General features: G+C 70.3%; 25 protein-coding genes and 4 pseudogenes. 11 read left to right on the forward strand and 18 right to left on the reverse strand.

The genetic code is table 11. The features are described 5' to 3' along the window. Window positions 1-371 (forward strand): CBS domain-containing protein (locus TR50_RS43210; RefSeq protein WP_052441670.1); only part of this gene is annotated, 371 nt, incomplete at its 5' end. A gap of 619 nt (window positions 372-990) precedes the next feature. Here the strand turns inward: TR50_RS43210 and TR50_RS34250 are convergent. Continuing rightward, window positions 991-1,386, reverse strand: a complete 396-nt coding sequence (locus TR50_RS34250) for a hypothetical protein (RefSeq protein WP_042431487.1) — start codon at window positions 1,384-1,386, stop codon at window positions 991-993. A gap of 633 nt (window positions 1,387-2,019) precedes the next feature. Between TR50_RS34250 and TR50_RS34260 the strand changes: the two genes are divergently transcribed. After that, on the forward strand, window positions 2,020-2,274 hold the full coding sequence (locus TR50_RS34260; protein ID WP_052441671.1) for a hypothetical protein: 255 nt from the start codon (window positions 2,020-2,022) through the stop codon (window positions 2,272-2,274). Window positions 2,275-2,659: 385 nt separating this feature from the next. On the opposite strand, the pseudogene TR50_RS34265 reads toward TR50_RS34260, so the two are convergent. Continuing rightward, window positions 2,660-3,040: pseudogene (locus TR50_RS34265) on the reverse strand (DUF7144 family membrane protein); the annotation flags it as partial. Window positions 3,041-3,051: 11 nt separating this feature from the next. On the opposite strand from TR50_RS34265, the pseudogene TR50_RS46080 reads away from it, so the two are divergent. Then, window positions 3,052-3,247: pseudogene (locus TR50_RS46080) on the forward strand (SpoIIE family protein phosphatase); the annotation flags it as partial. 92 nt (window positions 3,248-3,339) lie between these two features. Here the strand turns inward: TR50_RS46080 and TR50_RS34270 are convergent. After that, window positions 3,340-4,104 carry an ABC transporter permease gene (locus tag TR50_RS34270; protein ID WP_236654712.1) on the reverse strand — a complete coding sequence of 255 codons (765 nt, stop codon included), beginning with the start codon at window positions 4,102-4,104 and terminating at the stop codon, window positions 3,340-3,342. A gap of 5 nt (window positions 4,105-4,109) precedes the next feature. Beyond that, window positions 4,110-4,967: an ABC transporter ATP-binding protein gene (locus TR50_RS34275; protein ID WP_369405803.1), complete on the reverse strand. Its 858-nt coding sequence runs from the start codon at window positions 4,965-4,967 to the stop codon at window positions 4,110-4,112. Window positions 4,968-5,328: 361 nt separating this feature from the next. Here TR50_RS34275 and TR50_RS34280 point away from each other — a divergent pair. The 4 genes and pseudogenes from TR50_RS34280 (at window position 5,329) to TR50_RS34295 (ending at window position 8,668) form a co-directional block, all read left to right on the forward strand. Then, window positions 5,329-6,058, forward strand: a pseudogene (locus TR50_RS34280) (DUF4389 domain-containing protein). A gap of 504 nt (window positions 6,059-6,562) precedes the next feature. After that, window positions 6,563-6,754 (forward strand): hypothetical protein, encoded by a 192-nt coding sequence (locus TR50_RS34285; RefSeq protein ID WP_042431495.1) that lies wholly within the window; start codon window positions 6,563-6,565, stop codon window positions 6,752-6,754. Between the two features lie 46 nt (window positions 6,755-6,800). After that, complete coding sequence (locus tag TR50_RS34290) at window positions 6,801-7,514, forward strand: cytochrome b N-terminal domain-containing protein (protein WP_084701451.1); 714 nt, start codon at window positions 6,801-6,803, stop codon at window positions 7,512-7,514. Between the two features lie 11 nt (window positions 7,515-7,525). Continuing rightward, window positions 7,526-8,668, forward strand: coding sequence for a hypothetical protein (locus tag TR50_RS34295; protein ID WP_042431496.1), 1,143 nt, complete (start codon window positions 7,526-7,528; stop codon window positions 8,666-8,668). 297 nt (window positions 8,669-8,965) lie between these two features. Here TR50_RS34295 and TR50_RS34300 read toward each other — a convergent pair whose 3' ends face one another. Continuing rightward, window positions 8,966-9,589 carry a flavodoxin domain-containing protein gene (locus TR50_RS34300; RefSeq protein WP_369405806.1) on the reverse strand — a complete coding sequence of 208 codons (624 nt, stop codon included), beginning with the start codon at window positions 9,587-9,589 and terminating at the stop codon, window positions 8,966-8,968. 331 nt (window positions 9,590-9,920) lie between these two features. Here TR50_RS34300 and istA point away from each other — a divergent pair, with 331 nt between their 5' ends. Beyond that, on the forward strand, window positions 9,921-11,186 hold the full coding sequence (gene istA / locus TR50_RS34305) for an IS21 family transposase (protein ID WP_042431498.1): 1,266 nt from the start codon (window positions 9,921-9,923) through the stop codon (window positions 11,184-11,186). Further along, on the forward strand, window positions 11,186-12,019 hold the full coding sequence (gene istB / locus TR50_RS34310; RefSeq protein ID WP_042431500.1) for an IS21-like element helper ATPase IstB: 834 nt from the start codon (window positions 11,186-11,188) through the stop codon (window positions 12,017-12,019). Before istA ends, istB begins: the two co-directional genes overlap by 1 nt. 73 nt (window positions 12,020-12,092) lie before the next feature. Here the strand turns inward: istB and TR50_RS49390 are convergent. Continuing rightward, a pseudogene (locus TR50_RS49390) lies at window positions 12,093-12,362 on the reverse strand (hemerythrin domain-containing protein); the annotation flags it as partial. A gap of 12 nt (window positions 12,363-12,374) precedes the next feature. Here TR50_RS49390 and TR50_RS46085 point away from each other — a divergent pair. Continuing rightward, on the forward strand, window positions 12,375-12,533 hold the full coding sequence (locus tag TR50_RS46085) for a dsRBD fold-containing protein (protein ID WP_152648796.1): 159 nt from the start codon (window positions 12,375-12,377) through the stop codon (window positions 12,531-12,533). A gap of 335 nt (window positions 12,534-12,868) precedes the next feature. Here the strand turns inward: TR50_RS46085 and TR50_RS34320 are convergent, their stop codons facing one another. The 4 genes from TR50_RS34320 to TR50_RS50225 are packed head-to-tail and all read right to left on the reverse strand — an operon-like array spanning window position 12,869 to window position 16,727. Continuing rightward, complete coding sequence (locus tag TR50_RS34320) at window positions 12,869-13,894, reverse strand: ATP-dependent 6-phosphofructokinase (RefSeq protein ID WP_042431556.1); 1,026 nt, start codon at window positions 13,892-13,894, stop codon at window positions 12,869-12,871. Window positions 13,895-13,931: 37 nt separating this feature from the next. Further along, window positions 13,932-15,104 (reverse strand): alpha-ketoacid dehydrogenase subunit beta, encoded by a 1,173-nt coding sequence (locus TR50_RS46090; protein WP_152648791.1) that lies wholly within the window; start codon window positions 15,102-15,104, stop codon window positions 13,932-13,934. Then, window positions 15,101-15,607, reverse strand: a complete 507-nt coding sequence (locus tag TR50_RS50220) for an AMP-binding enzyme (protein ID WP_369405804.1) — start codon at window positions 15,605-15,607, stop codon at window positions 15,101-15,103. The genes TR50_RS46090 and TR50_RS50220 overlap by 4 nt, the downstream gene beginning before the upstream one ends. Before the next feature lie 7 nt (window positions 15,608-15,614). Continuing rightward, window positions 15,615-16,727 carry an AMP-binding protein gene (locus tag TR50_RS50225; protein WP_369405805.1) on the reverse strand — a complete coding sequence of 371 codons (1,113 nt, stop codon included), beginning with the start codon at window positions 16,725-16,727 and terminating at the stop codon, window positions 15,615-15,617. A gap of 625 nt (window positions 16,728-17,352) precedes the next feature. On the opposite strand from TR50_RS50225, the gene TR50_RS34335 reads away from it, so the two are divergent. Next, entirely contained in the window at window positions 17,353-18,069 is a 717-nt protein-coding gene (locus TR50_RS34335; RefSeq protein ID WP_042431505.1) for a helix-turn-helix domain-containing protein, read from the forward strand. A 258-nt stretch (window positions 18,070-18,327) separates the two neighbouring features. Here the strand turns inward: TR50_RS34335 and TR50_RS34345 are convergent, their stop codons facing one another. The 8 genes from TR50_RS34345 to TR50_RS34380 all read right to left on the reverse strand — a co-directional run bounded on the left by TR50_RS34345 (window position 18,328) and on the right by TR50_RS34380 (window position 23,905). After that, window positions 18,328-18,831 carry a hypothetical protein gene (locus TR50_RS34345; RefSeq protein ID WP_152648792.1) on the reverse strand — a complete coding sequence of 168 codons (504 nt, stop codon included), beginning with the start codon at window positions 18,829-18,831 and terminating at the stop codon, window positions 18,328-18,330. Between the two features lie 49 nt (window positions 18,832-18,880). Then, a complete protein-coding gene (locus tag TR50_RS48260) occupies window positions 18,881-19,285 on the reverse strand; it encodes an SPFH domain-containing protein (protein ID WP_201776912.1) in 405 nt (134 codons plus the stop codon). Next, window positions 19,216-19,725: an SPFH domain-containing protein gene (locus tag TR50_RS48265; protein WP_201776913.1), complete on the reverse strand. Its 510-nt coding sequence runs from the start codon at window positions 19,723-19,725 to the stop codon at window positions 19,216-19,218. Before TR50_RS48265 ends, TR50_RS48260 begins: the two co-directional genes overlap by 70 nt. A gap of 55 nt (window positions 19,726-19,780) precedes the next feature. Then, window positions 19,781-20,110, reverse strand: a complete 330-nt coding sequence (locus tag TR50_RS34355) for a CBS domain-containing protein (RefSeq protein WP_236654710.1) — start codon at window positions 20,108-20,110, stop codon at window positions 19,781-19,783. Between the two features lie 135 nt (window positions 20,111-20,245). After that, on the reverse strand, window positions 20,246-20,920 hold the full coding sequence (locus TR50_RS34360) for a CBS domain-containing protein (protein WP_042431509.1): 675 nt from the start codon (window positions 20,918-20,920) through the stop codon (window positions 20,246-20,248). A gap of 992 nt (window positions 20,921-21,912) precedes the next feature. Then, window positions 21,913-22,620: a helix-turn-helix domain-containing protein gene (locus TR50_RS34370; RefSeq protein ID WP_042431513.1), complete on the reverse strand. Its 708-nt coding sequence runs from the start codon at window positions 22,618-22,620 to the stop codon at window positions 21,913-21,915. A gap of 24 nt (window positions 22,621-22,644) precedes the next feature. Continuing rightward, entirely contained in the window at window positions 22,645-23,499 is an 855-nt protein-coding gene (locus TR50_RS46095) for a universal stress protein (protein WP_042431515.1), read from the reverse strand. 118 nt (window positions 23,500-23,617) lie between these two features. Continuing rightward, on the reverse strand, window positions 23,618-23,905 hold the full coding sequence (locus TR50_RS34380; RefSeq protein WP_236654711.1) for a dsRBD fold-containing protein: 288 nt from the start codon (window positions 23,903-23,905) through the stop codon (window positions 23,618-23,620). Between the last annotated feature and the right edge of the window lie 43 nt (window positions 23,906-23,948).

Raw genomic sequence — 23,948 nt, forward strand, 5'->3', positions numbered from 1 at the left:
CTGATCATCCCCGCGCAGCCGACGTGATGTCCCCCGCCGACCTGCAGGTCAGCGACCACACCGCCGTCGACAAGGCGCTGGACATCCTGCACAGCGCCCACGTGGAACACCTGCTGATCCGGGGCGACGACGGCCACTGCGTCGGCCTCGTCACCAAGGACGACCTCAGCGGCTACCTGTCCCAGCCCTGGTACAGCCAGCACGCCCGACTGCGCGACCTCGCCCGCCCGCTCGAGCCCTTCGCCCACCCCGACACCCCGATCGACGCCGTCGCCACGACCATGCGCGAACACGACGCACACGTCTGGCTGGTCGTCGACGCCGACGGATTCGCCCTGGGCGTCATCACCGCCGGGCAGCTCGGCAGCTGACCGCCGGGCGACGGGTCGTGAAGAGGAGTCGTCGAGGCACACGCGGATCAGCGATGAAGCCTCGGATCGTCGCGGGGACAACCCACCGGGCCCTGGCGGAGGCCGTCGCGGCAGCGCTCGGCACCGAACCGGTGACCTGCGAGACCGAACTGTCCCGGGCCGCCGTGCTGGCCGCAACCGACCTCGGCGCGGTCAAGCTCGTCGAGCACTACTGCCGCCTGCTACGCCTCCGGTGGCCGTGGTCCGCAAGACACGCGTGTCCGGCACGCAGGTGCTGGCCGAGGAACTGGTCGGGCAGGTCGCGGAACGACCCGCGGCGATCATCGACGACATGATCAGCACCGCAGGCACCGTCGAGACCGCAGTTCGGGTCCTGCTCGCCCACGGCGCCGTTGCCGACATCACTGTGGCCACGACCCACGCCCTCCTCGTGGGCGGCGCCCGGGGACCGACACGAGCGGCTTCCGATCCACCGCCTGGTCGTCACCGACACCCTTCCCGTGGAGACTGCCGGAGCGTCGCTGCTCCAGGTGTGCTCCGTGGCTCCGCTGCTCGCCGATGCCGTCGACCTGCTGCACGGCGACGAGTTTCCGCAGAACCGGCCCTGAGGGGTCAGGGGTCAGCGTCGGTCGTCGGCGGCGGCGGAACCGTCGATCTCTTGGAGGACCACCAGGCGCACCGTACCGTGTGCGGATGCGCGGTCGCTGTCCGGCGACGTCGCGTACACGGTGCCGACGTGCCTCCGGATCACGTCGAGCAGCGCCAGATCATGGGAGACGAGTTCGAGCCGGGCTACGTCGTCCGAGGGTTGCCCTGACTCGGTCTCCTCGTGCTCCTGGGGGAGGGCGGAGTCACCACTGAGCAGGACCGGAGCGTAGGCCTCCCGGACCAGGGCGGCGATCCGCCCCACTGTCCCGGCGTCCCCGGTGATCCGGACGTCCAGGACCGCGTCGGCCGCGGGATCGTCCTCACGGACGGTAATCCGCGTCTCCACGTGGCTGGCCGTCGTGCCCATCAATGTCTCCTGTCATGGCGTCCCCGGTCCAGGGTGGGGCGGGTGGCGTCCGGGCGCACCCGGGGTGACCTGAGTGGGTAGGTCGTCTCGTGTATCCGGGGCGAGCCGCGCAGGCTGGGGTGCACGACGATGGACATCGACCTGGAGGCCCTGACGGACCGGATCATGGACGACAGGTCGAGCGGCCGCTCGATCACGCGAGGGCGAACGGGGCCATGCCGGAAGCGCTGAAGTGGCTCCAGGAACAACTGGAGGGGCACGGCCCCCGGCAGGCCAGCGCCGCCGTGGCGTCTGCTTCCGGCGCCCGGGAGCCCGGCGCGGGCGTCGTCAGCGCTGGGCCTGGCGCCCCGATCGCCTCCAGCGCCAGCGCAGGTCAGCGCAAGGACTGGCTATTACCGGAACGGCGGGGGTGGCCCTTGGCCCGCGCTGGAGGCCCGGTCCCCGTCCAGTCGACCCACCGCCGCGCCCACGAGGAATCACTCTGCGTCATGGCAGAGATACTCTCTCTGCACTCGGTGGCCTGTCGGCACCATGCGCGGCTTCGTCGCATGTGAAGGTTCAGCGCGCCGACCACACCCGGATCGCGGGTCAGAGGCCGAATCCTCAACATGACGGACTGGAAGGTGAAACATCGTGCTGATCGGAGTCACCCACACCATCACCGACCCGGCGAAGTTCTTTGCCGGTGCCCAGGAGCTTCTCGGAAACCTCCCGGCCGGCCTGGCGTGCCACCAGGTGCTCCCGGCCGTTGACGGCAGCCACGCCCACTGCCTGTGGGAGGCCGCATCGGTCGACGAGGTCCGCAACCTGATCGACCCGGCCACTGCCGGCATCGCCGACAACGACTACTTCGAGATCAACGCCGAGAACGCTATAGGGCTCCTCTGAGGACGCCCGGGGTGACGCATGCGCCCCGGCTGCGGAGCAGCCCACCGCCGGGCTGGTGGCCGACGCGGAACAGGGTCAGTCCGAAGTTCGGCGGCCCCGCACCGTCGGGCCGACACACTGGGCGTGGCCGTTCCTGATCGGGGAGAGGTCGCGCCACCGACCACTGCCGAAAGCCTCTCGCCTGGGCAGCTCGGCAGGGGCCGAAACTGAGGCTCGTACGTGCTGGCCCTCAAGCGCCGCATGATCCCCTAGGCAAGCACCAGCTTCTGGCCGACTTCTGCGAAGGAGCCCGAGACCTCCTGTCGGCCGCCTGAGGCTGGTCAGTACAAGGGCCCGCCCACCAGATGACACCGGTGGGCGGGCCCTTGGCGTTGCGAGGCGGCCTTCAGCCTTCCACCGCTTGTCTGTGTGTACCGGCCGTCAGGGCCCAGATCACGAAGCCGTCAATGGCGATGAGCACGATGGCCCAGAACGGGTAGTAGGGCAGCCACAGGAAGTTGGCGATCATGCCGAGGCCAGCGGCGATGACACCGATCACCCGAGCCCAGACAGCCCCGGTAAAGAGTGCACAGCCAGCGAGGAAGATCAGAAGGCCCAGACACAGGTGCAGCCAGCCCCAGCCGGTGACGTTGAAGCTGAAGACGTAGCTGCCGGTGACCACGTAGCGGGTGTTGTTGACGATCGCGCCGATTCCCTGCAGAACCGCCATCGCGCCGCCGAAGATCATGAGGCACGCGGCAAAGAGGGTCCAGCCAGCCGCGAACGGCTTCCGGTACGGGCGCCCGCCCCGAACACGTCCCCCGACCCGAAGCGGAGGAGACCTTCACTCCCGGCGACACCCTCGTCCTGTACACCGACGGCCTGATCCACCGTACCTCTCGAACCCGACCAGCTCGCCGACCTCCTCCTGCTCGACCTGCTTTCCGCCGCCGGCGCCAGCGAAGACACCGCCCTGGTCGTCCCGCGGCCGTGAAGCCCACGCCCGCCACCGCCTTCCCGGCTTCTCCCGTCGCTGGGAAGGCGATGGCGATTCCTCGATCCACCAGTCCAGATCTGCTTCCCCAGTCAGTCCCGGCTGAAGAGCCACAGCGCGGGGAGGCCGGCAGCGATCGCATAGGCAGCGAGGACGGCGAGATCGGCACCGGCCCACCCGAATCCGAACCATGCGTTCTGCACCGCCGTGACGAGGTGGGTGAGCGGCAGCGCGCTGCCGACGTCGCGCAGGCCCGTGGGCAGGACAGCTCGGGGCGGCGCGGTGCCCGAGATGAGCCATAGCGCGAAGAAGAGCATCAGGCCGATGCCCTGGGCTGAGCGGCTGGTACGCAGCAGTGTTGCGAGCAGCAGTCCGATCGCTCCGAAGGCCGCGGTTCCGGCCAGGAGAGCGACGGCGACTCCGAGGAAGTCCTTCGGGAGCATGGCGTGGTAGGCGAGTCGTGCGACGAGTGCCATCACGAGGGTGCCGGCCACGAAGGTCGCGAGCGCGACCGTGAGCAGCGCGCTGACCAGGATCCATGGGGGGACCGAGGATGCGCGGAACCGGCGCAGGATCCCGCGCTCGCGGTAGCTGGTGAGGGTGATGGGGAGGGTCATGAGTCCGATCGCAGCGACGATCACGGCCACCGATGCGGCCGTGTAGTAGTTGGCAGGGGTCACGCCCCGCCACACGAGCATGCCGTTCTGGATCTCTCCCGCCTTGGCCTGGTTGTTCCCGAACACCGCCGCGAGAAGCACCATCATCATGAGCGGGAAGGCGAGCACGAACACGACTGAGAAGGGCTCACGGCGGAAGAGGCGGAACTCGGTGCGTGACATCGCGAGGTAGCCGTGCATGGTGGTCACCGCCTGACCTCCTGCCCGGTCAGCGCCAGGAACGCGTCCTCAAGGGTGGGGCGCTCCACCTGGAGGTCGGACGGGACGATCTGGTGCGCGACGAGCTCGGACGCGACGAGTGCAAGCACCGGGCCGGTGCCCCGGAGCTCGATCGACTCCCCGTCCCGAGCCATGGACTCGACCGCGTCGAGCTTTTCCAGCCATCCAAGGTCGGGCTCGGATGTGCTGAACCGCACGACTGACGGCAGCCCCAACCCGTTGATGAGCCTCTGCGGGGTGTCGAGCGCGACGATCCTTCCGTGGTCGACGACGGCAATCCGGTCGCAGAGGTGTTCCGCCTCGTCCATGAAGTGCGTCACCAGTACGACGGTCATGCCGCCTTGCCTGATCTCCCGGATCAGCTCCCAGGTCGCCCGGCGGGTCTGGGGATCGAGCCCTTGCGTCAGCTCGTCGAGGAAGACCACTTCGGGCGAGTTGACGAACGCCAGCGCGATGAACAGGCGCTGACGCTGACCGCCCGAGAGATTGTCGAAAGCCTGAGCACGCAAGTCGTCCAGACGCCAGCGGGCGAGGAGCTCGTCGCGGTCGACGGGATGGCGGGCGAAGGCGGCGAACAGATCGATCGCCTCGGCGACCCTGAGCCGACCGGGCAGCGAGGAGTCCTGCAGTTGCGAGCCGATGCGTTGCCGCAGCTGGGCCGCCTGGGTGGTCGGATCGAGACCCAGCACCTGGATCGCCCCGGCGTCGGGGCGGCGAAGACCCTGGATGCACTCCACCGTCGTGGTCTTGCCAGCCCCGTTCGGGCCGAGGATGCCGAAGATCTCTCCCGCCTCGACGTCGAACGACACGTCGTCCACGGCCACCAGCCGACGGTAGGTCTTCCGGAGGTGATTCACCTTGATCACTCCCATACGACCATGCTCAAGCTGTTGCCACGATGGCTCCTAGGGCCGAAGGGCTCCGCGTCGGGGGCCAACGGGCCCACCGTGGGGAACCGATCGGAGCAGCTGTGCCCCGCCAGGTGACCACTCCAGGGAGGTCAAATCTCCCCATCAACGCGTCGGCACGCGCTGCATGGTGGTGTGATCAGTGCGGCCACAAGGCGTTCTTGAGGACCTTCGGCGCTGCCACTGGGACGAGGCGGCCCACGTGACATCCCGTACAGGACAGCAGGCTGAAGACGGGGGCGGACATGTCAACACACCGCAGAAGGAGCTGAGGGCGATGGTGGACCATGTCCCCGCCTGGCCACCTGGACCGGTACGCGTGGAAGCACGGTTGGACGCACCGTTGTCGGTGTCTGTGGCTGGTGAAATGGCTGCTCGCGATCCCCCACTACATCGTGCTGGCCTTCTTGTGGATCGCCTTCTGCGTGGTCACTGTGGTCGCCTTCTGCGCGATCCTGTTCACCGAGCGGTACCCGCGGGACCTGTTCGATTTCAACCTGGGTGTGCTGCGCTGGAGCTGGCACGTCGCCTACTACGCCTACGGCGCCCTGGGCACTGACCGGTACCCGCCTTCAGCCTGAAGGAGGAGCCGGACTACGCGGCGAGGCTCGACGTCGACTATCCGGAGCACCTCTCCAGGAAGCTGGTGCTGGTCAAGTGGTGGCTGCTGGCCCTCCCGCAGTACCTGGTCGTTGGGCATCCTGATGGGCAACAGCGAAAGCTCCTGGCTCTCCGCTGGGCTCGTGGGCCTGCTCGTCCTCTTCGCGGCCATCACCCGCGCCTTCACCGCCGAATATCCAGCTGGGATCTTCGACTTCGTCATCGGTCTGGACCGCTGGACCCTGCGCGTCGTCGCCTACGCGGCGCTGATGACGGACGCGTACCCGCCGTTCCGGCTCGACCAGGGCGGTACCGAACCCCGCACGGCCGCCACCGGTCCCCAGCCCGACGGCCCGCCTGCCACCGTCGGCCTGTACAACCACCATGAGGAAGGGGGCCGACGATGAATCACGTCGCGATCGCCCACGGGAGCCTGTTCGGCAACACCCGCCAGATCGCCGAGGCGAACCGGGAGCGAGCGTCGGCGTCCCACCGTACGGGCAGCCGGCATCAGGTCGTGTCCAGCAGTACCGTGTGCGTGCTTGTCCCTTAGCCGGGATGGTCCGCCGTCAGCCGTGGAGCCCGAGGCCGTGTCTTCGTCCCTCCATCGCGCTTGCTCCGACTGGCGTAGCGCTCTCCGAGGAGTCGGGACGACAGGCCGAACAGCCCACCACACGGGGCATCGGGGCTCGGCACCCGGCCCTCAGGGCCGGCGCTCATACGATCGGGGGAAATCGGAGCCGCGCAGAACGTCTGGCCCGGCAAGGTCGAATAAGCTGGCAATGAAATCGACCTGGTGGCTTCGCGCCGCTCCAGGATCAGTGAAAAACATTCAGCTTTCGTTTCGGCGTCGCCCCCGATGCGTCCCGTGCGCTGTGCTCGCCCACCGGTTCGCCGAAAGAAGGTGAAACATGATCAATCAGCTGTGGGGGCCAGTGTTCGACCTGGTGGGTGACGGCGGATTCCACGCCGCCACCTTCAGCTGGTTCACGCTCAAGGTCGGCAATCTCATCGAGATGATCCTGGTCGTACTGATCTTTCTTGCCGGAATGTTCATCAGGCTTCCTAGCGGGAAAGCCGAATCGCCGGAGGAGAAGCGATGACCAGCCCGACCACCACATCCCGTCACCTTGGCACCCGGAGTGCCCGATGAGCGACGACGGCGCAGGGCCGTACCGGGAGCCGGACCCGGTCACCGGTTCCACGGGGACCGAACCCTTCTCCTGGGTGAGGCCCAGCCCGTGGCTCCGCAGTTACCTGGTACGCAATCTGCCGCTGCGCAAGCTGCTGCCCGACCGGGAGCCGGCGTACGTCTCATCGGTGCTGTACACGATGGGTGTGCTGACCCTGGCGGCGCTCATCGTCACCATCGTCAGCGGCACGGTCATCGCGCTCGGCGGAGTCTCGTTCTGGCACACGAACTCCTTCGGGGCGTTCATGAACAGCATTCACTTCTGGGGGGTGCAGGCCATGTTCCTATTCATGGCCGTGCACTTCATCACGACCTTCTTCACCATGAGCTGGCGGGGCGGACGCGGTTGGACCTGGGTCACCGGCGTCCTCGCTTTCATCGTGAGCATCCTGACGGCTTTCACCGGTTTCCTGATGATGACGAACTGGGACAGCCAGTGGATCGGCCAGCAGGCCAAGGACGCGTTCAACGCGATCGGCATCGGTGCGATCTGGAACGTCATGAACGCGGGCCAGCAGTTCACCCTGCATGTGGTGGTCACGGTCGCCGTGCTGCTGTTCATCGTCTCGGTCCACATCGGTCTGATCCGGCGTCGTGGCGTTGCGCCACCACCCGGTGCCGAGGCACTGGAGGTCCCCGACGTGCCGATCCACGCGTCGGACCGAGGCTGAGAGAGGCGACGATGGCAGCCCCGACGTACAGGCCGGCCGGACCGCGGGCCAAGCGCCATCCGCTCTCCAGCTGGCAAGGCCCCGAGCGTCGCTTCGACCTCATCACCGAGGGCACCGTCGCGGTCGTCGCGGTGGCCCTGCTGTGCGTCCTCGCCGCAAGCCTGTGGGGGTCCCCCGACGGCGGCCTCACCTACCCGAAAGCGCCCGCCTCGCCGCCCGGACAGGCCTTCAGCGCCAGGTACTGGGACACCAACGACCCCTCCGACCTGACCCAGACAGCAGTACAGGAACTGCTCGGCGGCAGCGAGACAGCCGGCTACGGCCCGCCGTTCAATACCACCTCCGGGGCATCACAGGAGTTCATCGGGATCCACCCCGCGGACATCGCGAAATCGATCTTCGGACTCACCCTCCCGATCAACACCGCCAACGACTTCGTCCTGGCCCCGGTCTCGCAAATCGTCGCGCCCTACAACCCCGCCGTCGCGGTGGCGGTCCGCCAGTACAAGCGGGCCGGTGGCGACCTGTCACCAGGAGCCTCCGCCGACCAGCTGGCGTCACCGCAGCAGGCGACCTGGCTGAACAACTACGCCAAGGCCCTGGCCGCGTCCACCGCGAAGTTCACCCCCACCACGATCACGGTGCCGCCGGGCGACTACGGCCCCGTCCCCGTGATCATCCAGGCGGAACAGCTCATCGCCGCCAACGGCAGCCTCGACGGCTTTCTCCAGGGCAGCGACAACCAACTGGGCACTGACACCACCAACGGAACCATGTTCTTCGGAGACGGCACCCTCTGGGGCAACGTCGCGACCGCGCAGGGCGTCGCCGGCGACCAGTGGGGCGTGATGAACGAACTGTGGGACTACCCGGGTCAGGTGTGGCTCTGGCTGTACGCAGGGATGTACCAGGTCCCCGCGTTGGACCCCTCTGGGAACGCCAACCTCGACCTTGACGTCGGCCTGCTCATGATTCTTCTCGGCTTCCTGTTGCCGTTGTTCGCGCCGTGGATCCCTGGCGTCAATCGGATTCCACGGTGGATCCCTCTCTACAAGATCATCTATCGGGACTACTACCGCAACGCAAGCACCAAGCAACCGCCTGCCCCGGCCCCTCACAAGCCGGACGCCGAACCACCGGCCCCCGCGACGTAGCCCGGCCGGGCCAAGTGCCGCACATCCTGCTCGAGAAGGCCCCCGCGACTGGCGGCAGCGACGCATGGGCCGCGTCCGGTGGTGCGCCGACCCCTGCCAGACCTCGACGCCGGCACGGGCACGGGATGCTCCTGGCCCCCGCACGCGCTTTCGCCGCACAGGTGGCTCACCTGGTCGGTGAAGCGGGGAGCGCAAGACCCTCGCTGGAAGTCCGCGTCGCCACCGCCTCACACCCTGCGGCCGAGCGCCGTGGCGATTTCGCCCGCCCAGGCGTCGACGGCCTGCCAGTCCCGATAGTCACCGAAGCGGCCGCCGAGCAGGCGGAACATCAATGCCCCTGTCCTGCCGATGTGCTCGGGTGCGATGGCGCCAGAGAGGAGGCAGTGACCCCGCAGGCTGGGCGGTAGTGCGAGCGCGTCGAGGATGACCGCCTCCTCCTCCCGCGAAGCGGCACCACGGGCCACGGAGGGCAGCTGGGATGCCAACGCTGAACGCCCACAACGGCCGCTCGGCGAGAGCGTCCCGGTGTGCGCGGACGAAGTCCTCGGCGGCCAGGAGCCAGCGTTGACTTTGGACGGCGCTGCCGAGGACGACTGCAGCGTACGCCTCTGGGTCGGCATCGCTATCGAGGGGCATCGCGTCTGCTGGGCAGCCGAGTTCGGACAGTCGTTCGGCGAGCCGCTCGGCGATCCCTCGGGTGGAGCCGTGAGCGCTCGCGTATCCGACAAGGACAGTCATCACGCCACCTCCTGTCTTGGTGCGAGTCGCGGCGTCATCCCTCAGTGACCCTGTGAGGTTGAGGCCGACGGCACCGGCGAGCACGAGGCCGACGTTGACGAGCTTGACGACGGAGGCGGACCCGCCGAGGAAGGCGATGCCCCTGGGCTGTACCCGCGGCACCGGTGCCGGTCCAGACCGCATAGGCGGAGCCGACCCCCAGGCAGTGCAGAGCCGGTTGAACAAGGCGAAGCTGATCACGGCGCACGCGGCGAAACCGTGGTCACAGCCTGGTGAAGTTGTGACTCTGCTCGTGCATCCGGCCAGGACGAGCAGAAACCAGCTCGTCGTGTGCTCCCGTCGGGTCGTGTAGGTGGTGACCGTGTGGTTCTTCGCGGTCAGCGGGTGGCAAGTGAGAAGTAGTTCTTGTCGTCGACGGGTGAAACGAGGACCACGGACGGCGGATCAAAAGCGGGTCACTGCGTGATCTCTTGATCATCCTGACTTCATTGGTATGGGAGTCAGGAGGGAAGAGGTGATCGGAGTGGAGGACTGGGCCGAGATCCGGCGGCTGCACCGGGCCGAGGGCCTGTCGGCACGGGCTGTGGCCCGTCAGCTGGGGATCTCCAGGGGCACCGTGGCACGCGCTCTGGCCTCGGACCGGCCGCCGGTCTACCAGCGGCCGCTGAAGGGATCGGCCGTGGACGCCTTCGAGCCCGCCATCCGCGAGCTGCTGCAACAGACCCCGACGATGCCGGCCACCGTGATCGCCGAGCGGATCGGCTGGACGCGCGGACTGACGATCCTCAAGGAGCGTGTGCGCGAGCTGCGGCCCGCCTACCTCCCGGTGGACCCCGTCTCGCGGACCGTCTACGAGCCGGGCGAGCTGGCCCAGTGCGATCTATGGTTCCCCGCGGTGGACATCCCCCTCGGCTACGGCCATTCCGGCCGCCCGCCGGTGCTGGTCATGGTGTCCGGCTACTCCAGGATGATCACCGCGAGGATGCTGCCCTCCCGGCGGACCGCCGATCTCATCGACGGCCACTGGCGGCTGCTTTCCGGCTGGCAGGCCGTCCCCAAGACGCTGGTCTGGGACAACGAGGCCGGTGTCGGCCGGGGCAGGCCGACCAGCGAGTTCGCCGCCCTGGCGGGCCTGCTCGCCACCCGGCTGCTGTTCTGCCGCCCCCGCGACCCGGAGGCGAAAGGGCTGGTGGAACGGGCCAACGGCTACCTGGAGACATCCTTCCTGCCCGGCCGCACGTTCACCGGACCAGGCGACTTCAACACCCAACTGACCGCATGGCTGCAGATCGCCAACCGGCGCCGGCACCGCACGATCGACGCCCGACCCGTCGACCGGTGGGAGACGGACAAGGCGGCCATGCTGGCGATCCCGCCGGTCGATCCGCCCAACTGGTGGCCGCTTCGCACCCGACTGGGCCGCGACCACTACATCCGCGTGGACACCTGCGACTACTCCGTCCACCCCCGCGCGATCGGCCACCTCGTCACGGTCCAGGCGGACACCGAACAGATCACCGTGACCTGCGGCGACGACATCGTCGCCCGCCATGCCCGCTGCTGGGCCCGACACCAGTCGATCACCGACCCCGAGCACACCGCCGCGGCCCAGCTCCTTCGCGGCGAAGCGATCCACCAACGGGCCGCCCGCGCGGCCACCGCCCGCACCGCGCTCCTGGCCGCCGACGACCTCGGCGTCACGGTCGAGCAACGCGAACTGACCACCTACGACCGCATCTTCACCCTCATCGAGGGCGGCGCCGCAAAGGAGGACCCCTGATGGCCCCGACCTCCGCCCCCACCGGCAAGGACACCGCAACCCCCGACGGCAAGGGGTCCCGCACCGACCGGCAGACCACCGCCGACCTGGCGTTCTGCGCACGCGCCATGAAAGCGCCCGCCCTGTTGGATGCCGCCGGGCGGCTGGCCGAACGCGCCCGCACCGAGTCCTGGACCCACCTCGAATACCTCGTCGCCTGCCTGCAGCGCGAGGTCGCCGCCCGCGACGCCCATGGCGGCGAGGGCCGCATCCGGGCCGCCCGCTTCCCCGCGATCAAGACCATCGAGGAACTCGACCTCACCCACCTGCGCGGCCTGACCCGCCAACAGCTCGCTCATCTGGGCACACTGGACTTCATAGCCGCCCGGGAGAACGCGATTTTTCTGGGGCCGCCGGGCACCGGCAAGACGCACCTGGCCACCGGGCTCGCCATCCGGGCCTGCCAGGCCGGCCACCGGGTCGCGTTCGCGACCGCCGCCCAGTGGGTCGACCGCCTGGCCGCCGCCCACCAGGCCGGCCGGCTCCAGGACGAACTGGTCAAGCTCGGCCGCTACCCGCTGATCGTGATCGACGAAGTGGGCTACATCCCGTTCGAGGCCGAGGCCGCGAACCTGTTCTTCCAGCTGATCTCGAACAGATACGAACGAGCAAGCGTGATCGTCACCTCGAACAAGCCCTTCGGGCGCTGGGGTGAGGTCTTCGGCGACGAGACCGTCGCCGCGGCCATGATCGACCGACTCGTCCACCACGCCGAGGTCCACTCCCTCAAAGGCGAGTCCTACCGCATGCGGGGACGCGAACTCGGACGCATCCCCACCGACGACAACGACTGACGCACCACAGCGAGACCGCGACTGGCCCACAACTGAACCGTCGAGACCGGCCCGTTTTCAACCGCCGCCGACAGTTCTCCTCCTCTTGGGTGAAGTTCAGGCGCAGGACGGTGTACAAGCCGTAGAGGCAGGCGCGCAGGTCGTCGAGCTGATCAGGCTGGACGCCGCCCTGGGCGCGGGCGAGAGTGAGGTGGGTGTCCAGGCGAGGCGGTCGATCTCGGTGTGGGCGCGGCTCATGGTGGCGGTCGCTTCGGGGCCGCCGAGGGTGGGGCCAGGGCGGGGTGGAGCTCGTGTTCCTCAGCGTGCTCGTGCGGCAGCAACGGTCCGTCAGCAGCCGGTCGAGGCTTTCCAAAGCATCGAGTGTGCGCCGGTCACCGTCGGTGCTGAGGAGGCCTCCATCCCGGAGATCGGCGACGAGTACGCCGCGGGCCGGGCACTGCTGGAGCTCGGTCGACAGCTGCTGCGCGCCGGGGAGACCGACGCCGCCAGCGAGGGCGACGGCCGCTTCGGCTGACCTCGTACCGGTCGGTCGCGCGACCGGGGCGGTACATCGCGCGCACCCACAACCAGCCACTCGTCACCCGTGAAAGCGAAGAAGGTGCGTGCGTCGTTCCCGTCCGGCGCCGACGATTCCGGGTGCTCGGGCCCGCCGGCGAGCGCTTCGGACCCCTATGACGCTCCGCCGCGCTGACCGGCGCCGCCGTGCCACCGCTGACCGGCCCCGCCCGCTGAGGGCCTGTCGGCTCTGGGAGGCTCCGGAGCGAATCCGCTAACGCTCACGGTCGATCCGATGCGGCACCTGGTCCGGGCTGCGCAGGACATGCCGCCGACGCTCGAGGTCTGACGGGATCACAGCACGACGCGGGCTTCGGCCAACTGATCCGGCGGAACGGTCCGCAGCCGGCCCACGATCTCGGCCAGCGGTGCCAGCTCGATCCGGGTTCGGCGCAACGCGGTGAAGTGTCCGAATACTCCCGCATGGGCGGCCTCTACCGCGTTCCAACCGAATCGTGTCGCCAGGACCCGGTCCAGCGCGGTGGGGGTGCCCCCGCGCTGCACGTGCCCCAGCACGACCGGCCTCGCCTCCTTGCCGAGCCAGTGCTCGATCTCGGCGGCCAGCCGGTGTCCGATCCCGCCGAAGCGCTGGTGGCCGTAGACGTCGACGCCGCCATGGTGAAACTCCATGGTGCCGGGCGCGGGGGTGGCGCCTTCGGCGACAGCGAGGACGGTGAACTTCTTCCCCCGGGCGAAGCGTGCTTCGATGAGGCGGCAAACCTCCTCGATGTCGAAGGGCCGCTCGGGTATCACGATGCCGTGCGCGCCGCCCGCCATGCCGGCGTGCAGCGCGATCCACCCGGTGTGGCGGCCCATCAACTCCACAACCATCACGCGCTGATGCGATTCGGCCGTGGTCTTCAGCCGGTCGACGGCCTCGGTCCCCACCAGCACCGCCGTGTCGTGGCCGAAGGTCGCGTCGGTGGCCTCGACGTCGTTGTCGATGGTCTTGGGCACCCCGACGACGGGCAGCCCGGCCTGGCTGAACAGCTCCGCCGCGGTCAGGGTCCCGTCGCCGCCGATCGCGATCAGGGCGTCGATTCCCAACGCGGAGGCGAGTTCCGCGCTGCACCCGACCCCCTCACGCACCCGTGCCGGTTCGACCCGGGCCGAGCCGAGAATGGTGCCCCCGCGCGCAAGGATGCCGTGCACGTCGGCCAGGCCGAGCGGTCGCGCCTCGCCTTCCAGCAGGCCGCGGTAGCCGTCCAGAATCCCGACCACGGAGTCGCCGTAGCCGGTCACCGCGCGATGGACCACCGAGCGGATCACGGCGTTCAGTCCGGGGCAGTCGCCGCCGCTGGTCAGGACACCGATGTGCACGGCTGCCGCCCTCGCGTCCCGGCGGACCACTGCCCGGTCATCCGAGCCCCCTGTTCGACGTCAGTGTCACGGCTGACCACCAGGGGCGCCACCGATGGGCTTCCCGCACCGGCCAACCGGCACAGCGCATCTGCTTCCCCACCAATGTCCGCCACAACCGCGGGATCCGCCCACCGCAACCGGGTCGCTTGTCGCCGGCACCGCGAGCCCGGCGCCGCGTCCCGGACGGCTCGGGCACCGGGGGCGGGCGAGCACGCCGAGCGGCTGGGCCAGGGCCAATCCACGGGCTTGGACAGGGTCGGTTCACGGACCCGGGCTCGCTCGCCCACCGCCGACCGGGCGGTGGGGGCGGGCAGGGCAGCGCAGAGAAGGGGATGCAGGTGTCGGCTTCCACCGCCGTGGCACCCCAGGCGTCCTTCCGGGGTGCGGATGGAATCAGCGACGCACGCTCGGTGATGCGCGCGGCGACCTCGGCCGACACGCCTCCGCTGCGCCAGCCCTCGTCGACGACGACGGCCCAGTGTGTCCGGCTGACCAAGCCGGCCAGCGTCGCGTCGTCGAGCGGGCGCAGCGTGCGCAGCGTGCGCAGATCGACGACCTCCGCGTCCACTCCGTGCTCGGCCTGCAGGCGCTCCGCGGCCTCCAGCACCTTGCCGAGCGAGCCGCCGTAGGTGATCAGGCTGACGTCCCCGCCGGACCGGCGCACCGCCGCGCTGTCCAGGTCGATGCCGTCCGGGCCGTGGCCCACGGTTCCCGACATGTTGTAGAGCGAGCCGTGCTCGAAGATCACCACCGGGTCCGGGTCGGCGAGCGCGGGCGCGAGCAGGTACCGCGCGTCCTCCAACGTGGCCGGGGCAAGCACCCGGATACCCGGGATGTGCGCGTAGAAGGCTTCCAGGCTGTGCGAGTGCTGTGCGGCGAGCTGACGTCCCGCCCCGGTGGTCATGCGGATCACCAGCGGCACGGCAACCTGACCGCCGGACATGTGCAGCAGGGTGGCCGCGTTGTTGAGGATCTGGTCGAGCGCCAGCAGGCTGTAGAGCTCGACACAGCGCTCCTCGAAGCGCCGGATCCGCACCATCTCCCGCAGCAGGGCGAGGCGGTGGTCACGCTGGACATCGGCGCGGGCGGAGGCGGAGCGGTTGCGGGTGCGGCCGACCGAGGCGACGGATCCGCCCGCTCCCTTGGACGCCGGGGCAGGTGGTCTCATGTCGCGCCCTCCAGTGCCGAGGTGTCCCCCTCCGGCAGGCCGAGCTCGCGGGCGCGCAGCAGGCGGCGCATCACCTTGCCGCTGCGGGTCTTGGGCAGGTGCTGGTCGAAGGCCACCTCACGCGGCGCGATGGCCGGACCGAGCCGACGGCGGGCGAACGCGACGATGTCCCTGGCCAGCGCCGGATCCGCCTCGACCCCGGGCTTGAGCGAGACGAACGCCTTGACGATCTCCCCTGCGACAGGATCCAGCCGCCCGATGACGCCGGCCTCCGCGACGGCCGGATGCTCCATCAGCGTGCTCTCGACCTCGAACGGGCCGATGAGGTGCCCGGCGGACTTGATCACGTCGTCGGCCCGGCCGACGAACCAGAAGTACCCGTCGGCGTCGCGGCGGGCCACGTCTCCGGTGAGGTACCAGCCGTCGGCGAAGCAGGCACGGTACCGCCCCTCGGCGGTCAGGTAGCCGCGGAACATCGACGGCCAGCCCGGACGCAGCGCCAACTCGCCCTCAAGCCCCCGGCGTCTCCAGTACCTTGATCCGGCCGTCGACGACCCGGGCGCGGCCGTCCTCGCCGCGTTCCAGCACGGCGGCCTCGACGCCAGGCAGCGGGCGGCCCATCGAGCCAGGCCGGATGTCGGAGGCGGCGAAGTTGGCGATCATGATGGCGCCGGTCTCGGTCTGCCACCAGTTGTCGTGGATCGGCAGGCCGAAGATCTCCGCGCCCCAACGCACCGCCTCGGGGTTGAGCGGCTCCCCCACGCTGGCGATGAACCGCAGCGCCGACAGGTCGAAGGAGCGCGGCAGGTCCGCCGGCGTGCCGCGGGGCGTGGCCCGCATCAGCATCCGGATCGCGGTCGGGGCGGTGTACCAGACGGTGACGCGTTCGCGGGCGAGGATGTCGTACCAGCGGCGTGCCTCGTAGTCGCCCGCGTCGACCACGAGCGTCACCCCATGGGTGAGCGGCGCGACGATGCCGTAGGAGGTTCCGGTGACCCAGCCCGGGTCGGCCGTGCACCAGTAGACGTCCTCCGAGTGGAGGTCGAGCGCGAAGCCGGCGGTCGCGTGGTGGGCCACGACGGCCTCGTGGACGTGGACGGCGCCCTTGGGTGTGCCGGTGGTGCCGCTGGTGAAGTGCAGCAGCGCCATGTCCTCGGGGTCGGTCGGCGGGATGGTGAACTGCTCGGAGACCGCGGCGAGGACCTCGTCGAAGGAGAGCGTGCCAGGCGCCGGCTCGGGGTCCTCGCCGACGATGAGCACGTGCTCCAAGGCGGGAAGCCGGTCCCGCCGGTCCGCGACCTTGCGCCGGTACAGTTCGGCGGTCGTGACCAGCACCCGCACGTCGCCCAGCCGCAGACGCTCGGCGACCGGGTCCGGGCCGAAGGCCGGGAAGAGCGGGGAGAAGACCGAGACGTTCTTGAGTGTGCCGAGGACGGCTACGTACAGCTCCGGGCAGCGGGTCAACAGCGAGGCGACGCGACCCCCCTTGCCGATACCGAGAGCCCGCAAGGCGTTCGCGAACCGGTTCGTCCGGGCGGCCAGTTCGCCGTAGGTCACCGACACGGTGGCCTGCTCGGGGGCGACGCACCGCAGGGCGGTCCGGTCCGCGCGGCCCGCGGTCACGTGCCGGTCCACAGCCTCGTGAGCGATGTTCAGTCCGCGCCCCTCGGGAAGCCCGGACAGCGCCCGGCGGGCAAGGTCCCAGCTGAACTTGCGGCGGGCCTCGCGTGTAGTCGCGCAGATTGGGTGGCACCGCCGACGAGGCGGGCTTCCGGATCAGCTCTCCATCTTCCACGACGGCTCCTCGCTCGGCCCCGCCCGGCCCGTCCCCCAGAGGCGGCATGCAGACCAGCGGCTTCGGAGACGTGGCGGTCGCCAGGACCGTCGCGGGCGCGTGCGCCCGGCCTCGGCGGTTGCGGAGCAGCTCTCGATCTGGGACACGGCGCGCCTCCTGCCAACCGCACACTCTTCGTCGGAACCAGCCTCCCGCCCTCAGCCTGGCATCCGAAGGGGGACGCCGCAGTTCTACTCCGGAGGGCGTCAACTCCGGCTTGTCCCCGTGACGGATCACGCCAACCATGCCGTTCAGGGGCCCTGCCTGCGGAAAGGCTTCTGCGGGAACTGCAGGCAGGCACGACCGGCGGGGGACCTCCGGCGGCTCCGCTCGGCCCGACCGGCCCTGTCGGCTGCGGGTACGACGGCGCGAGGTTGGACTGGAATAGGACCCTCGCCGCCCAGGAGGCGGACCATGTCGAACCACGAATCAGCCCACACCAGGGAAACCCATGCGGACCCCGGCGACGTGGGACGCCGCGTCGCACAGCGCCGCGAGGAACTCGGCCTCACCCGCGAGGAGACGGCAGCCCGGGCGCAGATGGATCCGCACTACATCGCGTACCTGGAGACCACCGCCATACCCGTCGATCTCAGCGCACTGATGCGGCTCTCCCGCGCCCTGCAGACCTCGGTGAGCGCGCTGCTGGGCGGCGAGGGAAACCTGGCCCCGGGCTCCGCGACGGCAACCGAGCGGCCCACGCTGGTGGAGCTCACACCCGAGGAGTGCTGGGCCAGGGTCGCGACCCGGGGCGTCGGCAGGGTGGTCCTGGTGACCCCGGACGGTCCGGCAGCGCTGCCGGTGAACTACAGGATCGTCGACCGTACGGTCGTCTTCCGCACCAGCGCGGAGGGCGTCCTCGCACATGCCGTGGGCCACGAGGTCGGCTTCGAGGTCGACCGGGTCGACGACGGGCGCAGCTCCGGCTGGAGCGTGCTAGGAATCGGCGTCGCCGAGCGGATCACCGATCCGAACCGGCTGGACAGCCTCACGGGACAGATGGAGCCGACGCCGTGGGCGGGCGGCGACCGGCCCGTGTGGGTGAGCATCCGTCCGACCCGGCTCACCGGGCGGGACGTCCGGACGGGGGAACCTGACCCCCTGCCCCGCAGCCGAGGCGGGACACGCTGAGCGATTCAGCCACGGCGGGCGCGTCCGGTCGCTCAGGCAGGACCGCAGGTTCCCGAGGACGCCCTGCATCCGCGGCCCGCCCCGCACCCCGTAGCTTCGAGAATCGTTGGAGGCGCGGATGCCCGCCGCAGGAGGGGACCGACACGACGGGACGCCCCCGCCGCAACCGGCCGCGGACAAGGACGCCCCCGACCCGCGTGAGCCGCCCGCCCTGTTCTTCGGCGATCTGCCCACCTCGCCCCTGGGGCTGACCGAGCGTCAGCCCGGCGCAGTTGGCGATCGTCGCCCGTTCCCGCTCATCGCCTGGAGCAGCGACGAACTGCGCCGCGCCTTGCTGTGCCGGCCCGCCTCGCACTCAGCCTTCACCGTCGTGATGGAGTGCTCGGCGCGCTCCGCGCCGTCCCACTCGTAGACGCCCCGGTAGCGTCCGTGCTCGTCGGCGGCCAGCCAGAGCTTGGACCGGAATCCCGGAAAGCCCACGAACAGCGGGGTGTTGAGGAGGCTCTCCCAACGGCCGAGCGCGCACGCGTCCACGGCCGTGCCGCCACCGAGCCGGGTCTCGCGGTACACCAGTGCGGACGAGCCGTCCGCGAACCTCATCCGGCTGCCGACCTGCCCGCCGGCGAGCCGCACACGTCTGCGGGCGAGCAGCACCGCGCTGACGGCGACGCACCGCGCTAGCGCGGGCCATGCTCCCGTGTGCGGCGCGGGCCGCTGGGGCGGCATGCCGTCGCCCCGCCGGTGGTCGGCTCGGTGAGACATGCGCGTCATCCGAGCGGCCAGAGCTCGGCTGTGGGTGGCTGTCATGGTGTCACTCCTGCTGCTTGCTGCCACCGCTCACGGCCCCGAATGCCGTCATCTCGGCTGCTGTGCGCGGTCCTGCGGCACGGTCCTCACCGGTGGAAGCACCCGCCGGGGTCGCACCGGCCGGGGTCGCACCGGCCGGGGTCGTGCCGGCCAGCCGGGCCGCCGCCTCGTTCTCGACGAAGCGGCCGAGGGCGCGGACGCTCTCCAGGAACTGCGCCGGGAACACGATGGTGGAGTTCTTCTCCGCCGCGATCTCGCCGAGGATCTGGAGGTTGCGCAGTTGCAGGGCGATCGGGTGCTCCGCGATGACGTCGGCTGCCTCGGCCAGACGACCGGCGCTCAGCGCCTCGCCCTCCGCTGCGATGATCTTGGCACGCTTCTCCCGTTCGGCCTCGGCCTGGCGGGCCATGGCGCGCTGCATGGTCTGCGGCAGTCGTAGACACCCCACTGCTGGGTGAGCTCGTCGAGGATCTCCTTGATCTGCTCGTTCAGTGTCTCGGTGTCGGTCAGCACCTGGTCCAGCAGCGAACGGCCCACCACGTTGCGGACCGTCGTCTGCGCGATCTCGACGATGGCCGTAGACACGTCCTCGATCTCGACGATGGACTTCACCGGGTCGACCCGGCGGAAGTACGTCACCGCCGCCACCCCGATGGAGACGTTGTCACGCGTGATGACCTGCTGCGAGGGGATCGGCATGGTCACGGTCCGCAGCGTCACCTTGGTCATCCGGTCGGCCAGCGGGATCATGAACCGGATCCCTGGCTCGCGGACACTGCGCAGCCGCCCGAACCGGAACACGACACCGCGCTGGTACTGCCGCACGATCGCGACTCCTAGGCTCGGCATCGCCACCACGTTCCTTTCCCCGTTGCCAGGACTCGTCTGATCCCACGGCTCCCGCTCACACGGGCTGCCCCAACGGCCCCTCGTCCAGCGGCTCGTCGGTGAGGGTGCTCCAGGAGACGGGGCCGAGCAGGTCCGCGTAGCGCTGGAAGACGTCGAGGAACAGGTCGTCGACGGCCAGCAGCCCGACCACCCGCCCCTGGACGACGACCGGCAGCCGGCGGCGGCCGCTGCGCCGGAAGGCCCGGTAGGCGTCGGCGAGGTCCGCATCGGCGTCCACGGTGACGACGGGCTCGGACATGACCGTGGCCACCGGCGCCTCCAGGTCCCGGCCGGGCGCGACCGCCCGCACCGTCACGTCCCGGTCCGTGACGACGCCAACGGGCACCCCGCCCCGTCCGCCGTCACCAGGACGCAGCCCGCATCGTGCGCCCGCAAGGACTCCGCGGCCCGTCGGACCGTGTCGCCAGGGCCGACGGTGACCGTCGGGCACTTAATCACGTCGCGCACGCGCATGACCGGGTCACCCCACCGCGTGGGGGGCGCGGAGGTCGTCCTCGACGAAGCCCAGCTGCGACTGCAGGCCGACCACGCCGTCCGTGCCCCGGCACAAGCGCTCGACCACCGGCACCAGACTGTGGCGCGGCACCCGGCCGGCGAGGGTCACCACGCCGTCCACGACGTGCACCTGCACGGCGCCAGGGTCCAGCGCCAGCGTCTCACGCAGCACGTCGTACTCGATCTCCTCACGGATGGCACGATCGGTGCGGACGAAGACGCGCAGCAGGTCGCGGCGGCTGACCATGCCGACCACGCGGTCCGTGTCGTCCACCACGGGCAGCCGCTTGACGCCGTGCAGCTTCATGGCACGGGCCGCCTCCACCACGCTCCAGCCGGAGTGCGCGGTGAACACCGGAGTGGTCATCACGTCTCTGGCGGTCGCCGCCGCCACACCAGGCTCGAACTCGGACGCGGAGCGCGGCGCGGGTCCGCGCCCCTCAGGCTCGGCCTGGGCGGCCTGCTTGCGGAGCAGGTCCCCCTCGGAGACCAGACCGACCAGCCGCCCGGAACCGTCGAGCACCGGCACCGCGCTGATCTCCTTCTCCGTGAGGATCTCGGCGATCTCCTTGAACGGCGTGTCCACCTGGACGCTGACCACCTCGCGCGTCATCAGGTCGTCGACGATGCGGTGTCTCATCTCGATCTCCCTTCCCGAACGGAAGCCTCCTGCCCCCGCGCCGAGTCGCTCTCGCGCTGGGAACCGGTCATCCGACTCCAGCGTCGGCCCCAGGACGTATGTGACGCATTGGCCGGGCGGGCCACAACGGAGGGGCCGATGGTCCCGCTCGAGCTAGGAGTCAGGCCCGCACGACGCCGAGCCTGGTCCGTTCTCCTAGCCTGGTGGCGAACGCAGTGCGTTTCGGCCCCACCTCCGTCGAACGCCCGGCAGCCGTGCGGGCAGGACCGGAGAACACGGCACGGTAGACGCCGCGGCACTGCTCACACCGGCCCTGACGTGACAACGCGCAGTAGGCGGAGAGTGGACGTACCTCGGCCACGGGAGCGAGCAAACGACCGCACAGACCCACGGCCCTTCCCGCTCGCACGATGCGCCAGATCTGGATGCCGCGGACGTCGAAGGCTGGAGGGTACTGGGCGTGCAGCTGGTAGTCGGTCACGATGGTCCTCGCAGTGGCACCGGCGGTTCCGTCCCCCTCGTGCTGTCCACGTTCACCCCGCCGGCAGCCTTTCACAACGGCCGATCGGCCTGCGGCGCGGCGCCGCCCGGTCCGGTCCGTGCCCGTGGGGGACACGAACGAGGTCACGCCCGCCCGCCGTGCCGCCCCGGCCGGTGGGTCCTATGCTGCGGCCGTGCTGTCGATCGAGGAGAATGCTTCTTCGAGAGCTCGGCCCAGGCCGAACTGGAGACCCACTGCGCGCAGGTCGCCGCGAAGTACCGCGAGTTGATTCCTGCTCCTCCGCAGTGGACCGGCCCGGCGCCCGACCCGGAGCCGAGCGGGCACGGACACGAGCGGTGTCGGATGCCGAACGGGCGAAGACGGCACGGTTGCGGCTGGCCGCGATGGAAGCCTCGCTGCTGCTGGCCAGGGCGCGCATGGCATCGAGGCTGGAGGGTGGCGGCCGAGCCGACCGGTGACCCCAGCCCGTCGCCCGGACTGGATGTACGCCTCACTCGGCGCGCGTCTGCTCGGAATGCGCGGGGCCGGGTCGGAGCTCCCGCCCTGTGATCCTCGACGCGTGGATCCGGACCAGCAGGTCACGTGGCCCACCGGCCCAGGGCTGCGGTTCCTCCTCACCGGTACCGGGGCGGTCGACGTCCCGGCGGTCTTCCTCGGCGACGCCCGAGACCAGGACGCTCCAGCCCTGGGCCAGCACCTCGTCGAGGCGGTCGACCTCGAGTACGACCCGCCGTCCCACCACCCCGGCCAGCGCTCCGCCGGGCTGGGTGCGGAAGAGGACGAACCCGTCCGCCACACGGTAGTTGACGGGGCGGACGATGAGTGCTCCTCCCATCTGGAAGACCACGCGGCCCACCCCCTGCCGACCCAGACGGCTGCGGCACTCCGCGTCGGTCAGCTCGACCAGGACCACCCGCCGATCCGGTCCAGTGCGGCCCGGTGGAGCGCTCTGGTCACCGCCCAGCAGCTCCTGGCGCGAAACACCGAGGGCGGCGGCGATGCGGGCGATGGCCCCTGTGCCGAGTTCCGCCGGACGCGTCTCCACCCACTGCACGAAAGCGGGCGCCATGCCTGCGCGTTCGGCCAGATCGTCGACGGAGAGCCCGAGCTCCCGGCGTCGGCTCGCGATCCGGCGGCCAAGATCCCCGGGATGGTCAGGGCGAGGGGAATCCGGTGCTCCTTCGGATGCCGCGAACATGGTTGAGACCTCCCTCTCGGTTCGTCACCAGTGCGGGACGACGGCGACGGGGCAGGGCGCGTGGTGCAGGACGGCGTGGACGACGGGCCCCAGCGCCGAGACGGGACGGTGCCGACGCCGACCCACGACCAGCAGCGAGGCCTTCTCGGCCTCGTCGACCAGCACGATCGCCGGCGGACCCGACATCTCCGCGCTGGTCGTCTCGACCGCGGGGAAGCGCGTGTGGGCGGACGCGACGGATTCCCTCAGGGCGAGGGCCCGCTGGTGCTGAACCGCGCGCCGCTCAGCCTCACCGGGCTGCACCGGGCCCGCGCCCCACAGCGCGGGCGGCTGCCAGGCGTGGACCGCGCGCAGCACGACTCCGTGTTCCTGCGCGGCGCCAAGGGCGTACTCCAGCACCGGTCGGCAGCCCTCCGCGGGGTCCACACCGACCACGACGCGGTAGCCGGGCTCGGCCACAGCGGCACGGGGCGGCACCAGGATCAGGGGGCGCTCGGCCCGCGCGGCGACCGACTGGGCGACCGAGCCGAGCATGAGCGCGGCGAAGCCGCCGTTTCCCCGGGTGCCGAGCACCAGCGTGCCGGCCTCATCGGCGGAACGAAGCAGCGTCAGGTCCACGGGACCCGTCACCGTCTCCGCGTCGACACGCAGCCCTGGATGCTCCTGGCGCAGATCGGCGGCCAGGCTCGCCATGGCGTGCAGGGCGTGCTCGTCGACGTCGACGCGCCGGTCGTCATCGGGGCGGGTCCAGAAGTCATCCGGACGGACGTACAGAAGTCGCAGGCGGCGGTCGGTCACAGCCGCCTCCCGACCGGCCCAGTCGGCCGCCCCGAGGCTCGTGTCCGACCCGTCGATCCCGACGATCAGCGGAGGGTTCATCGTCCCGTCCTTTCCGACGGCCGTCGCTCCGGCGTCCCGTCTCCCTTGCAGCTTCGGGCACCGTCCGGGCGGAAGACAGGGCCGACCGACCCGACTCCCGCTTCTCCCGTCGCAACGTTCACTTCGGGACGTCGACGGTGTTGCCCTGGGAGTCGGTGTTTCCGGCGCGCAGCAGCTGGTAGCCGAGGTCGACGAGTGCGCGGCCGGCGGCGAACTCGTCGCCGATCTCGGGAACCGGCCGGTCGACCGGGTCGCGCCGCGAGGCCGAGGAGGCCTGGAGGCGGTTGTCACCGGTGTCGAGCGAGGCGTGCACCTGGGTGATGTCGCCCTCCTCGAAGATGTCGATCCGGACGTTCCACGTCTTGGTGTGGTAATCGCCCGACATCGGGCGGGGTTCGGTCTTCATGACGCGCTCCTTCATGCTCGCAGGGCCTTCTCGACCGGTTCTC

Origin of the sequence: Streptacidiphilus anmyonensis, assembly GCF_000787855.1 — a bacterium.
GTDB lineage: Bacteria > Actinomycetota > Actinomycetes > Streptomycetales > Streptomycetaceae > Streptacidiphilus > Streptacidiphilus anmyonensis.